We start from the raw sequence: 12,203 nt of genomic DNA, 5'->3' as shown, positions 1-12,203 counted from the left end.
CTTTCTCGCAATACCAGTTTACAGTTACGATAGGATTAATTCCAGATATGTTTATCGGAATATGAGGTGAATGGCGCATGTCCACGACCGAAAAGGAACTTGGTTGGATTGAACGGCTTGCCGATGAATTTGAAGAGGCGCAACCAGAGAAGATCATTGAAGAGGCGCTAAAGCGCGTGCCAAATATCACGTTTGCTTGCTCATTCGGCGCGGAAGACATGGTTCTTCTCGATATGCTGATGAACATCGACAAAGAGGCGAACGTGTTTTACCTCGATACGAATGTCCTGTTCCAGGAAACCTATGACCTGCGCGATCGCGCTGTGGAAAAATACGGAATTCCGAATCTGCGCCAAGTGCTGCCTGCCCTCACACTGGAGCAACAGGCAGAGCAGTACGGGGAAGCTTTGTGGGGACGGGATCCGAACCAGTGCTGCAACATCCGCAAGGTGCAGCCTTTGACAAACGTCCTTAAAGAGTACGACGGGTGGATTACCGGCATCCGCCGCGAACAGGCACCGACCCGTGCCAACGCGAAGGTATTTGAATGGGATGGCAAGTTCAACTTGGTGAAGGTCAATCCACTTGTGCGTTGGACCGAAGGGCAGGTTTGGCGCTACATTAAGCAACATGACGTGCCGTACAATCCGTTGCACGATCAGAACTATCCAAGCATCGGTTGCCTGCACTGCACGCGCCCGGTCAAACCAGGCGAAGACCCGCGCAGCGGCCGCTGGGCAGGCTTTAACAAGACCGAGTGCGGTCTGCATCCGAGCGCGTGAGATCCGAGTCGAGTCGAAAGTGAGGCGAGGTGGCAGCGTGGAAGAGGAGAAGAAGCTCTCGAAGATCGAGCACATCAAACGCGAAAGCCGTTTTCTGCGCGGTTCGATACAAGAGGCGTTGGAGGATGGCAGCAGCCACTTCAGCGAAGAGAACATTCAGGTATTGAAATTCCACGGAACCTATCAACAGGACGACCGTGATTTGCGCAAGCAGTTGACCAAAGAGGGCAAGGAGCGTCATTACATGATGATGATCCGAGCTCGCATCCCAGGTGGCGTGTTGAACGCAGATCAATATCTGCAATTTGATCGCCTGTCCGACGAATATGGTAACGGCACCATGCGCATTACCACGCGGCAGACGTTCCAATTGCATGGCGTGCTCAAGGGGAACCTGAAGGCCACCATTCGCGCCATCAATGACGTGCTCATCACGACGCTGGGCGGTTGTGGTGACCAAGTTCGCAACACGGTCGGTTGCGCCTTCCCGCACGAAGGACCCTTTTACGATGCGGTTCGTCGAGATATTTTGGCTTTGGTCGATTCTGTCTCGGCTAAGACCCACGCATATCACGAAATCTGGCTCGACGGTGAACGAGTCGATCCCGAGGTCGACCGCCAGCAGGAGACGCTTTACGGCGAAACGTACTTGCCGCGCAAGTTCAAGATTGCCTTTGCGTATGAAGGTGATAACTGCGCCGACATCTATTCCAATGATATTGGCCTCATTGCACACCGCGATGGCGATCAAGTGGCTGGCTATACGCTGGTCATCGGTGGCGGTATGGGCCGCACCGCCAGCGATAAGCAAACGGCGCCCCACTTGGCAAAGCCGTTTTGCTTCGTGACGCCGGATAAGCTCATTGACGTGTGCCGTGCCGTGATTTCCATTCAGCGCGATTACGGAAATCGTGAAAATCGGAAATTTGCGCGAATGAAGTACCTTGTGCTTGAACGTGGTATTCCTTGGTTCCGCGAAGAGGCGGAGAGGCGACTGGGTTATGCGCTCGAGGATCCGCGCGAACTCGTATGGCATTCAGCGGACGATCACCTTGGCGAGATCGTACAAGGAGACAAGGTGCATCTTGGCTTGTTCATCGAAAACGGACGAATTGCCGACAAGCCGGGGATGGCGCTGAAGTCCGTTTTGCGCGAAATCATGATGGCATACCGGCCCGGCGTCCGTTTGACGACGCAACAGAATCTCATTTTGACCGATCTCACGCGTGAACAGGCAGCCGAAGTGGCTACAAAGCTCGAAGAAGCAGGCGTGAAGTTGGCTTCATCGTATACACCTGTGAAAGTGCGTTCGATGGCCTGTCCTGCCTTACCAACCTGCGGCTTGGCCATCGCAGAGTCGGAACGCGCGTTGCCTGGCGTTGTGGCCGACTTGGAAAAGGCGTTGGAGGAGCTCGGGTTGCAGGATGAACCCATCACCGTGCGCATGACGGGTTGCGCAAACGGCTGTGCGCGCCCTTACATTGCGGAGATCGGGTTTGTTGGCCGCGTGATCGGCAAGTATGACATTTTGTTGGGTGCGAACGTCGTGGGGACGCGGACGAACCGCGTGTATCGTGAAATGGTGCCGCTTTCCGAACTCGTGCCGACGCTGTATCCATTGTTGCAAGCGTATCGGGACGAGCGCCAGCCGGGTGAAGCGTTTGGCGATTATTGTGAACGCGTCGGGATTGAGCAATTGCAGGACCGGTTTGTACCTGTTTCGTAATTTGGCATGAAGCGGAGGTGCGCGGTGGTGGCAGCGGGGAAGGTTGCGCTGGTCGGTGCCGGGCCAGGCCATCCTGGACTCTTTACGGAGCGCGGGCGGCAGTTGCTCGGTGAGGCGGACGCCATTGTGTTTGACCGGCTCGTCTCACCGCGCATTTTGGCCCACGCTCGGCCCGATGCGACATTGATTTATGCGGGCAAGGAAGCGAAATGCCACACATTGCCCCAGCGAGATATTGAGGAATTGTTAATTCAGCTCGCAGAACGCGGGCTGTTTGTCGTTCGCCTAAAAGGTGGCGATCCATTTGTATTCGGACGTGGGGCTGAAGAAGCGATTCGTCTGGAACAGCGCGGCATTGCCTGGGAGGTCGTTCCGGGCATCTCGTCCGCCGTGGCCGTGCCGGCATTTGCGGGAATTCCGGTGACGTTGCGCAATGCGGCGCCCGGATTTGCCGTCTTAACAGGTCACCGTGCGGATGGCACGCTCGGCGATGTTCGCGGCGCCGCCAACGTCCATGGTAGTTTGGTCATCTTGATGGGAGTCGGTCAACTCGCGGAACTCGCGGCTGAACTCATTGCCGCAGGGCGGGCATCCGACACACCGGCGGCCGCCGTTGAATGGGGAACGCGATCGCGCCAGCGCTCGGTGACGGGGACATTGGCGGATCTCCCGGCCATTGCACGCCGCGCGGCACTTGCCTCGCCAGCCGTGATCGTCATTGGTGATGTTGTTCGTGTACAGGAGCAACTGCGTTGGTTTGAGAGGTTGCCGCGGTTTGGCGAGCGCATCCTGGTCGCCGCCGGAACGAACGCCGAAGCTCTGAGTATCGCGGAGCACTTAGAAAGTGAAGGTGCAGAAACGTGCATCGCTACGCTAGAACAACGCTGGCGCCCTGATTGGCAACAATGGGCGAAACTCGTGGAGGCTTGTACGACTGGTACGGCACTCGGGGTGTTTTTTCGAACGTCATTTGCGGTCAGGTCGTTTTGGCAGTCTCTGCAAGTCGCCAAAATCGACCTGCGCCGACTTTCCCAGGTGCGCTTTGCCGCGCTGGATGCCGGTGTGGCAGCCCAGTTGCGGCGCTGCGGCATCGAGGCGGACTTCACGAGTTTGGGCGAGGTTGCACGTGCGAAGGTCGCTGCCTGGTGGGCGGAGGACGTACCGCAGGTGGATCTGAGCCCTGCACTTCGCGCGGCGATCGAGGCGTTTGGTGGGCCCGTGAGGACGTTCAAAGGTTTCACCGAGCCTAGTTTCGAAGATATTGCAGGGGTAGATGCACTTCGTTATACGTGGGCCAACGTGCTTCGCGCTTGGGTCCGCGACGGAAAGCCTGATGCGGTTCACATCGTGGGCGACCCGGACACACTTGCGCCGCTTTATCGCGATGTGGTTGGTGAGACGCCCATTACGGCGCACACGCCAACGCAGAGCCTGTGTTTGTCATGCGATCGCACAGGCCTGCCGTACGTTTTGGCGTCGGAGTGGAGGTCAAATCGGTGAAGCCTGGTGTGCTGTTTATTGGGCACGGAACGCGGCGGCGGCATGGCGTAGTCGAATGGCTCACGTTTGTGCGACAAGTGGTGGCATGGGTGCCAAACGGAGGCTCACGGATGACTTGTGCGTTCGTCGAGATCGAACCGCCGACCATCGAGGACGCCTTGCGCAAACTCGCAGCCGCGGGGGCGGATCAGATCCTCGCGGTCCCGTTACTCCTCTTTGCAGCAGGTCATATGCACATAGACATTCCACGGGCGTTTGCTCTGGCAGAGAACGATTTGCATGACCTGCCTATCCGCTTGCTGAAGCCGTTTGGTGATGAGCCTGAGTTTGTCGACGTAGCGTCCTTGCGCGTGCGGGAAGCCTTGGGACTTTGGAGCAAAGCGCCAGACGAGTCTGCCATTGTGTTGCTTGGGCGTGGCAATCGCGAACCTAGTGCCCAACAGGCGTTTGCACAGGTGGCGAGGAGCGTAGCGCAACGGGTGGTACCGTGGCGGCTGGAAACGGCATATCTCGCTGGCACTGGATGTTCGCTCGAGCAGGTCTTGGACGCATTATGGGTGGAAGGCGTGCGGAATGTAGCTGTCGTTCCGTTTTTGTGGTTTTCTGGATGGCTGACCGATACATTACCAACGCGCGTGGGCAAATGGGCGAGCGCACATCCGGGCGCAGATGTTCGCATCGGCCGCCATCTGGGTGGCCATCCGCTGCTGGCGCAAGCCGTGGCAAGGCAGATCCAAGCGCATATGTAGATAAGAACGCCGATCCAATGCAATTGGGATCGGCGTTTTTGACATGCCATGGTATCTCGACCTTATATGAGTTTACCACCAATACCCTGGATAGCCGTAGCCATACCCATAATACGGGCGGGCCAGCGCACCCAGCGTAAGTCCGGTTAACGCGCCAAACGCGAAGTAGCTCGCGGGTGCATAAACGTGCTCCAGCGCGTCGCCGGACGGTGTTTCCTGCAAAGTGACAAAGGACGCCTCCCCGTCGGATGACGCTTGCGTCGTGTGAATCAGATAAATCCCGTGATCGTAAACGCTGTGCAAAATGCCAGGGTACGACCTGCCGTTGATGTGATGGGCTATGACGTGACGGCCCACGAGGCGCCGCGCAACAGGGTACAACGGATGTGCCATGCTGCATTCCCCTCCTTTCGCTTCAGCGTATGCCTTGCGGCAAATGGCGGAAGCGGACACGTGCCCGGGGAATTGGGCGCAAGAGATCGTCAGGCAAACACGATGGTTTTGTTGCCGTGCACAATCACCTTGTCTTCGAGGTGCCATTTGACGGCGCGGCTGAGCACGGCCCGTTCGACTTGGCGTCCTGCGATTCGCAAGTCGGATGCATCAAAACGGTGATCGACCCGCGTGACATCCTGTTCGATAATGGGTCCCTCATCCAGCTCTTCAGTCACGTAGTGTGCCGTTGCGCCGATCAGCTTGACACCGCGATCGTACGCGCGCTGGTAGGGATTGCGACCGATAAATGCCGGTAAGAACGAGTGGTGAATGTTGATGATTCGCTGCGGAAACCGTTCGAGAAACGACGGACTCAAAATTTGCATGTAACGCGCGAGCACAATGACGTCAATGCCCTCGGCGAGCAATTCGAGTTGACGTTGTTCCGCCTGTGCTTTTGTGTCTGCCGTCACCGGAACGTGATGGAACGGAATGCCAAGGCTTTCGACGAGTGGCCGGGCATCTGGGTGATTGCTGACAACCATTTTCACATCGGCGTCGAGTAAACCGTCCTGCCAATCCCAAAGCAGTTCCTGCAAACAGTGAAGTTCACGGGAAACAAAAATGGCCATGCGCTTTTTCGCACGCGCTGGTGCATAGCGCCAACGCATTCCGTATTCTTTCGCCAGTTGCCCGAAATCTTCGCACAGCGTGTTTTCTTTTTGGGCAAGGTCGTCCAGTTCGAACTCGATCCGCATGAAAAAGTCTCCGCCCTGTGGCTCGGTTGAATATTGGGCGGATTCCGCAATATTCGCGCCGTGCGCGGAGAGAAATTGACCGATGGCTGCGACGATGCCCAATCGGTCTGGACACGAGATAAGCAGCCTCCCTCGATTGTCTCTTGCTGCCATTATGACAACTCTCCAATCCCCAATTCTTCTTTCTGTGCTTTCGTCAAAACGATCATCTTCGCCTTCGACGAGGCTTTTTCCTCGCCGTCTTCCCCTGTGATCTTCGCGTCGACCAATAGCAACCGCGACGATATTTTCGTCGGATCCGCCTCAATGCGGACTCGTTCACCCACGCGAATTGGCTTCTTAAACGCAATATTTAGCTCTGCCGTCACCGTCACCAGGCCCAAATGAAGCGGTACGTACGCAGAGGCTTCGTCGAGCAGCGAGCTCGTGATGCCACCGTGCTGTACGTTGGGCCAACCCATATGATGCGGTTCCGTATGAAAGTAGCCGACGACCCCGTCGCCGTCCTTCTCGAAATGGATGTGCAGGCCGTGAGGATTGTTCTCACCGCAAACAAAACAGTAGTCGAACCCCAATCTAGACACCTCCACAATCGCCCAAGTATCTATCACAGGGCGCAGTCAAGCCGTTTCTATTATGAATGTCACGAGGGTAGGACGGCAACGCCACTTGTCTTTTTCGGAAGTAAAACTTGTCCGATCGCGCTGCAGAGAAAGGACGGTATTTGTAGTAAGATGAGGATGCGTAAGTGATTTCGTGAGGAGTGTGTCGAATGGACAATGATTCCGTCGCAACAGCGGATCGAAAGAACGCAGTGAATACGCTGACATCCTTCAGTCTACGGACGAAAATCATCCTCATCGTCGTGCTGAGCCTCATTGTCAGCGCACCTATCGCCAACGAGCTCAACCGATTGGTGCGGCGCGCGCTTCCGAATACGCATTATGGGGTCTATATCAACACCGCCATCAGTATTATCGTATCGGCCCTGATTATCACGTGGCTGGTACAAATCCTTGCGATTCGCCCATTGCACGGCGTAATCACCGTCTTGCGCGACATTGCGGCAGGCAATCTAACGGCTCGCTCCGGCTATCGATCCCGTGACGAAATTGGCCAACTCGCCCACGAATTAAATGCAATGGCAGAACAGTTGAATCGCTTGGTGAGCGGGGTCGGCGCTGCCGCCGAGCAACTTGCCGCAGCGGCTGAGGAGCTTGCGGCAAGCGCCGAGCAGACGGGTAAGGCATCCGAACAGATCGCCGTCACGGTACAAGAAGTTTCTGTCGGTGTCGGGCGACAAGAGGAACGCATCGAGCGCAGTACCGATGTCTTTACCTCCATTGCACAGGGCATTACGGACATAGCCAAGCGATTTCGGGCAGTCTCGCAGTCGGTCGCGGCGGCAACCGAATCTGCGACTGCGGGTGGTTCCACGGTGCGCGCGGCCATGGAGCAGATGGCTTCGATTCAGCAATCGGTTGCCGCTTTGGCCGGCGTCGTGCAAGGCCTCGGCGAACGTTCGGCGGAGATTGGCGCCATTGTCGACGTGATGACGCGCATCGCCCGCCAGACTCATTTGTTGTCGCTTAACGCCGCGATCGAAGCGGCAAGGGCAGGTGAGAGTGGCCGCGGCTTTGCGGTTGTCGCCGATGAGGTACGCAAATTGGCTGAGCAGTCAGCGGATCAGGCGACACAGATCGCGGAGTTGATCGAATCCATTCAGGCGGAGACGAACGCGGCGGTCGAGTCGATGACGGCTTCCACTCAAGAAGTGGCTGCGGGTATGGATATGGTGCGCAGCACCGAAGTGTCGTTCGCGGAAATTGAGGCGTCTGTACGCGCTGTGACGGATCACATCGGCGAAGTTTCAGGGTTTATGGACCGCATCGCGAACGGGACAGAGCAGCTGCAGGACGGCATTGTTGAGTTGACACGCGTCTCTAGCATGACTAACGCCGGCATGCAGACCGTTGCCGCCTCGACCGAAGAACAGCTCGCTTCGATGGAAGAAATCACAGCTTCGAGCTCAGCGTTGACGCAAATGGCAGAGCGTTTGCAGTCACTTGTCGGCGCATTTCGCTATACGGCGGTCGATACAGAGATGTGAGGGATACCGAGAAAGGCAAAGGAGATTCCGCAGCGATGAATCAAGACGCATACACCCGGTTAGCAAACTGCAACTTGTTTATCTTCGATCTCGATGGCACAGTGTACGCCGAAACTGATCATTTTGAGCATTATCTGCAGCAGTTGGCGAGATTTGTTGGCGACGAAGCGCGGGAGGCCTTTCTTCGCGAGGCGCAGGAGAGTCTTGCCGAGCAGGGCGGACGGTTTTATGGTCAAGCGTTCACCCGGTTAACGGGAGAACCGGTCGCAGTGGAGGACGAACCAAGCGAGCAACATCTCCACGTCGATGACCCTTGGGGCGTATTGCAGGCTGTTGCCGCGCGGCACGGTGTCTCCGTGACGGATCGCGATAAGGCGTTTTTGCGGACGCGTGACTTTATGGCAGGGCCGTTTCCGATGACACCGCTTGCCGGGTTGCGCGACGCGATGTTGGCCCTACGCAGCGAGGGACGACACGTCGTGCTCGCAACCAATAGTCCGGAACCGGACAGCCGTGCCATCTTGCGCAAATTGGAGCTGGAAGACGTGTTGGAGGACTATGTGTTTCAGGCGCGCAAGCCCTACCGCACGGCAGAGCACTTCTCGCGCTGGCTCGCGCATTATGACATTCCTCCCGAGCAGGCAGTAAGCGTTGGCGATCACTACCGCAACGAGATGCGCCCAGCCATCAGGCTTGGCATGAACACCATTTATATTGATCGCTACATAGGTCAACCCCGCGCGGATGTCACGGTACAGCTTCGACATCCCGGCGAATTGGCTGACATATTGCGCCGCTCATTGCGAAGCGGAGCGGAAGAATAAAGCGATACACTTTCTCATCACTTGTCTTAGGAGGTATCTGGTATGGAGTATCGCGAGTTTGGTAAGACAGGAATGAAAGTGAGTGCCCTCGGCTTTGGTGGTTCGGAAATCCGTGGGGTCGACGGGGGGACGGTCGAGCGGTTGCTTGGCAGTGCGCTTGACGCGGGTCTGAATGTCATCGACACGGCTGCGTGCTATGGAGATAGCGAAGAATTAATTGGCAAGGCGGTATCACACCGCCGGTCCGAATATTATGTATTCAGCAAGTGCGGGCATGCATCTGGCTTGCCTACGCCTGATTGGGATCCGCGCACCATTCGCGACAGCATCGATCGCAGCCTGAAGCGTTTGCAGACAGACTATGTGGATCTGATGCAACTGCATAGCTGTGGCGTCGCCGTGCTTCAAGAAGGCAGCGTGATCGAGGAATTGCAAAAGGCAAAGCAGGCAGGGAAGATTCGCTTCTTAGGTTACAGCGGGGATCGCGAGGCGGCCCGCTTCGCGGTGGAGTTGGGCGTCTTCGACAGCTTGCAGACGTCAATCAACGTCGCGGATCAAAGTGTCCTCGACGAGGTTCTGCCTCTGGCCATGGCCCATGGCATGGGCGTCATCGCCAAACGGCCGATCGCGAATGTCGCGTGGCAATACGAGACGACACCTGATGTCGACTACTACGTCGAGTACTGGCGGAGGCTGCAGAAGTTGGCTTATCCGTTTACTCAGTTGCCCGTTGCAGAGGCGGTCGGCGTTGCCCTTCGCTTTACCCTATCGACGCCGGGCGTGAGTACGGCCATTGTCGGCACGCAAAATCCCGGCCGTTGGCAACAGAACGCCACTTATGTCGATGCCGGGCCATTGCCGACCGATGAGTACGAAGCGATTCGCGAAGCATGGCGGCGCACGGCCGAGGCGGACTGGCTCGGACAAACCTAATTCCAGTAATAGCTTGCTATACGCGAAAGAGCGGGGCATGCGCCCCGCTCTTTGCTTTCCACACTGTACCTTCTATCTCTCATCCCGAATTTTAACATGAACATACAAAAACGTCCATAGAGGATTTTGTATCATTTGTGACAGTGTGCTTAGAACGATGTTTTCTGCCAAATGAGCACACCGTTTTGGCCGCCAAAGCCAAAAGACGAGCTCAGTGCTGTCGCAATGTCGGCCGCGCGGCTCTTGTTGGCCACCACGTCGCGAGGAGCAAACTTCTCCTTGTCGTCACAGTTTAGAGTCGGCGGGAGCATGCCGGTCTCCAGCGCTTTAATGCAGGCGATGCTTTCGATGGCGCCAGCCGTTCCCAACATGTGTCCGACCGCCCCTTTGATAGAACTCACCGGGATGGCGTCGATGTGATCACCGAACGTCTCACGCAACGCGGTCGATTCGGCGAGATCGCCGGCAGGCGTCGCTGTGGCGTGGGCGTTGACATAATCGATGTCAGTGGGATTGAGCCCCGCGCTTTTGAGCGCGCGCTCCATGGCTAACTTTGCGCCGCGGCCAGCCGGATCCGGCGAGGTTTCATGGTAGGCGTCGTTGGACGAACCATAGCCGGTCAGCTCCGCATAGATATGGGCACCCCGGGCCTGTGCGCTCTCGAGTGTCTCGAGCACGAGCATCGCCGCACCCTCGCCCATGACCATGCCTGTACGTGCTTTATCGAATGGCCGCGACCAGGCGGAGAACGACGCAGGCCCTTCCGTCGCGAGCGCACCAGCTGCCCGCAGACCTGCCAGAATGGCCGGACTGAATAAGCACTCCGCACCCCCGGCAAGCACCATATCGACCTCGCCTAAGCGCAGCCAATAGCTTGCCTCGCCAATCGCGTTGGCGGACGATGCACAGGCGGTCGAATAGGTCATCACCGGGCCGCGGATGCCATAGCGCATGGCGATGCCGGCTGCCGCCGCATTCGGTATCGATTTTGGCACCAGGCGCGGTCCGACGCGCGACGATCTTCCGGATGACAAACGCGCCGAGCCGTCTTCCAGCGTCTGGACGCCACCGAATGCACAGCCAACAGAAATTCCAATGCGATCCATGGCGTACGCTGCGAAGTCGCCGCTCTCGCCAAGTCCTGCGTCGCGAATGGCTTCCATGGCGGCGACAAGCCCCATCTGCGTGAATCGATCACTATTTTGAATTTGCTTCTTGTCAAGGTACAGTGTTGGATCAAAATCGTGCGCCGCGGCGACGACCGGGGCCCAGCTGCGAAGATACTCGTCTTCGGTTTGCCGCACAGCCGATTTGCCCCCTACAATGCCATCCCAGAACGTGGTTACCCCGACCCCGAATGGCGTAACGGCACCCATTCCGGTGACGACGATGCGCGTCTTTTCCGCCATGTATGTTCTCCTCTCGCTGCGAGGGCGACGTGCGTGCCCCGCATCCCGGTGAATTTATGACTTGGTCATAGAACTGATTCTATGATACCACGTCGTTGGACTTGCTGCGATGACAATCAGGTGCTAAAGGCCACTGGAGTTTGCTATGATGAACGAAGTTAGGCCCTAGCGCGGCTACAGGAGGCACGAGAATGGGACAAGCGTCAGGCAATCGCTATCAGAATCGAGTCGTCTGCGTCACGGGAAGTTCGCGCGGCATTGGCCGCAGGCTTGCTGTGCGCTTTGCCGAGGAGGGCGCGGACGTCGTCATCAATTATTTCCGAAACGGGGATCAAGCGCGCGAGGTTGCGGCGGAGATTGAGGCATTAGGGCGCAAGGCCTTGTTGGTTCGCGCCAACATGGCGCAGGAGGAAAAGGTCGTCGCCATGTTCGAACAAATTCGCGAGGCTTTTGGGCGGATCGACGTCTTCGTCCATAATGCGGCGTCGGGTCGCAATCGCTCTGCGATGGAGGTCGACACCAAGGGCTGGGATTGGACGATGCAGGTCAACACGCGGGCATTTCTCATTGGCGCCCAGCAGGCCGCGAATCTGATGCCGGAGACAGGCGGTGCCATGTTGGCCTTGTCTTCGTTTGGGGCGGATCGCGTATTTCCGTATTATGTGTCCGTGGGATCGAGCAAAGCGGCTCTTGAATCCATTGTCCGTTATTTTGCGATCGAACTGGCGCCGCGCCGGATCAATGTCAATGCCATCTCGGCGGGTGCAGTGCTGACCGATGCGCTTGGTCATTTTCCGGAGATGGACAAGACGTTGGCGGCGGTGGAAGAGAAGATGCCGTATCATCGCATGGTGACGCCGGACGACATCGCAAACCTGGCCTTGTTCCTTTGTTCGCCGGAAGCTGAGATGATTCGCGGCCAGACCATTCGCATCGACGGCGGTATTACCTTGCCGATACCGTGATCGGCCATGTGC

The 12,203-nt window shown here is 57.3% G+C and carries 12 protein-coding genes; 8 read left to right on the top strand and 4 right to left on the bottom strand.

The features are described from left to right. Positions 1 to 77: 77 nt before the first annotated feature. The 4 genes from BLU70_RS01790 to BLU70_RS01775 are packed head-to-tail and all read left to right on the top strand — an operon-like array spanning position 78 to position 4,757. A complete protein-coding gene (locus BLU70_RS01790) occupies positions 78 to 782 on the top strand; it encodes a phosphoadenylyl-sulfate reductase (protein ID WP_074691449.1) in 705 nt (234 codons plus the stop codon). Between the two features lie 37 nt (positions 783 to 819). Continuing rightward, entirely contained in the window at positions 820 to 2,508 is a 1,689-nt protein-coding gene (locus BLU70_RS01785) for an NADPH-dependent assimilatory sulfite reductase hemoprotein subunit (protein WP_074691447.1), read from the top strand. A 27-nt stretch (positions 2,509 to 2,535) separates the two neighbouring features. Continuing rightward, a complete protein-coding gene (gene cobA / locus BLU70_RS01780) occupies positions 2,536 to 4,008 on the top strand; it encodes a uroporphyrinogen-III C-methyltransferase (RefSeq protein ID WP_176780814.1) in 1,473 nt (490 codons plus the stop codon). Then, positions 4,005 to 4,757 (top strand): sirohydrochlorin chelatase, encoded by a 753-nt coding sequence (locus BLU70_RS01775; protein WP_074691443.1) that lies wholly within the window; start codon positions 4,005 to 4,007, stop codon positions 4,755 to 4,757. Before cobA ends, BLU70_RS01775 begins: the two co-directional genes overlap by 4 nt. Before the next feature lie 72 nt (positions 4,758 to 4,829). On the opposite strand, the gene BLU70_RS01770 is transcribed toward BLU70_RS01775, so the two are convergent. From BLU70_RS01770 to BLU70_RS01760, 3 genes are all read right to left on the bottom strand, one after another. After that, positions 4,830 to 5,150, bottom strand: coding sequence for a hypothetical protein (locus BLU70_RS01770; protein WP_040289599.1), 321 nt, complete (start codon positions 5,148 to 5,150; stop codon positions 4,830 to 4,832). An 89-nt stretch (positions 5,151 to 5,239) separates the two neighbouring features. Further along, entirely contained in the window at positions 5,240 to 6,103 is an 864-nt protein-coding gene (gene purU, locus BLU70_RS01765) for a formyltetrahydrofolate deformylase (RefSeq protein WP_040289602.1), read from the bottom strand. Next, positions 6,103 to 6,534, bottom strand: coding sequence for a PaaI family thioesterase (locus BLU70_RS01760; RefSeq protein ID WP_244885076.1), 432 nt, complete (start codon positions 6,532 to 6,534; stop codon positions 6,103 to 6,105). Before BLU70_RS01760 ends, purU begins: the two co-directional genes overlap by 1 nt. A 188-nt stretch (positions 6,535 to 6,722) precedes the next feature. Between BLU70_RS01760 and BLU70_RS01755 the strand changes: the two genes are divergently transcribed. Genes BLU70_RS01755 through BLU70_RS01745 form a run of 3 tightly spaced genes read left to right on the top strand, consistent with a single transcriptional unit; the run spans position 6,723 to position 9,817 of the window. Beyond that, positions 6,723 to 8,060, top strand: a complete 1,338-nt coding sequence (locus BLU70_RS01755; RefSeq protein ID WP_074691440.1) for a methyl-accepting chemotaxis protein — start codon at positions 6,723 to 6,725, stop codon at positions 8,058 to 8,060. A 35-nt stretch (positions 8,061 to 8,095) separates the two neighbouring features. Continuing rightward, positions 8,096 to 8,884, top strand: a complete 789-nt coding sequence (locus BLU70_RS01750; RefSeq protein ID WP_074691438.1) for an HAD family hydrolase — start codon at positions 8,096 to 8,098, stop codon at positions 8,882 to 8,884. A 42-nt stretch (positions 8,885 to 8,926) separates the two neighbouring features. Continuing rightward, positions 8,927 to 9,817, top strand: coding sequence for an aldo/keto reductase (locus tag BLU70_RS01745; RefSeq protein ID WP_074691436.1), 891 nt, complete (start codon positions 8,927 to 8,929; stop codon positions 9,815 to 9,817). Positions 9,818 to 9,966: 149 nt separating this feature from the next. Here BLU70_RS01745 and BLU70_RS01740 read toward each other — a convergent pair whose 3' ends face one another. Next, complete coding sequence (locus tag BLU70_RS01740) at positions 9,967 to 11,226, bottom strand: beta-ketoacyl-[acyl-carrier-protein] synthase family protein (RefSeq protein ID WP_074691434.1); 1,260 nt, start codon at positions 11,224 to 11,226, stop codon at positions 9,967 to 9,969. 191 nt (positions 11,227 to 11,417) lie between these two features. Here BLU70_RS01740 and fabL point away from each other — a divergent pair, with 191 nt between their 5' ends. Next, complete coding sequence (gene fabL / locus BLU70_RS01735) at positions 11,418 to 12,191, top strand: enoyl-[acyl-carrier-protein] reductase FabL (RefSeq protein ID WP_074691432.1); 774 nt, start codon at positions 11,418 to 11,420, stop codon at positions 12,189 to 12,191. Positions 12,192 to 12,203 lie beyond the last annotated feature (12 nt).

The organism is Alicyclobacillus hesperidum (genome assembly GCF_900107035.1).
Lineage (GTDB): Bacteria > Bacillota > Bacilli > Alicyclobacillales > Alicyclobacillaceae > Alicyclobacillus > Alicyclobacillus hesperidum.
This window is presented reverse-complemented; position numbering and strand designations above follow the sequence as displayed.

Excerpts from the sequence above, each read along its gene's own strand:
- BLU70_RS01750 (WP_074691438.1), top strand. The coding sequence starts at position 8,096 with ATGAATCAAGACGCATACACCCGGTTAGCAAACTGCAACTTGTTTATC.
- BLU70_RS01745 (WP_074691436.1), top strand. The coding sequence starts at position 8,927 with ATGGAGTATCGCGAGTTTGGTAAGACAGGAATGAAAGTGAGTGCCCTC.
- fabL (WP_074691432.1), top strand. The coding sequence starts at position 11,418 with ATGGGACAAGCGTCAGGCAATCGCTATCAGAATCGAGTCGTCTGCGTC.
- BLU70_RS01790 (WP_074691449.1), top strand. The coding sequence starts at position 78 with ATGTCCACGACCGAAAAGGAACTTGGTTGGATTGAACGGCTTGCCGAT.
- purU (WP_040289602.1), bottom strand. The coding sequence starts at position 6,103 with ATGGCAGCAAGAGACAATCGAGGGAGGCTGCTTATCTCGTGTCCAGAC.
- BLU70_RS01740 (WP_074691434.1), bottom strand. The coding sequence starts at position 11,226 with ATGGCGGAAAAGACGCGCATCGTCGTCACCGGAATGGGTGCCGTTACG.
- BLU70_RS01770 (WP_040289599.1), bottom strand. The coding sequence starts at position 5,150 with ATGGCACATCCGTTGTACCCTGTTGCGCGGCGCCTCGTGGGCCGTCAC.
- BLU70_RS01755 (WP_074691440.1), top strand. The coding sequence starts at position 6,723 with ATGGACAATGATTCCGTCGCAACAGCGGATCGAAAGAACGCAGTGAAT.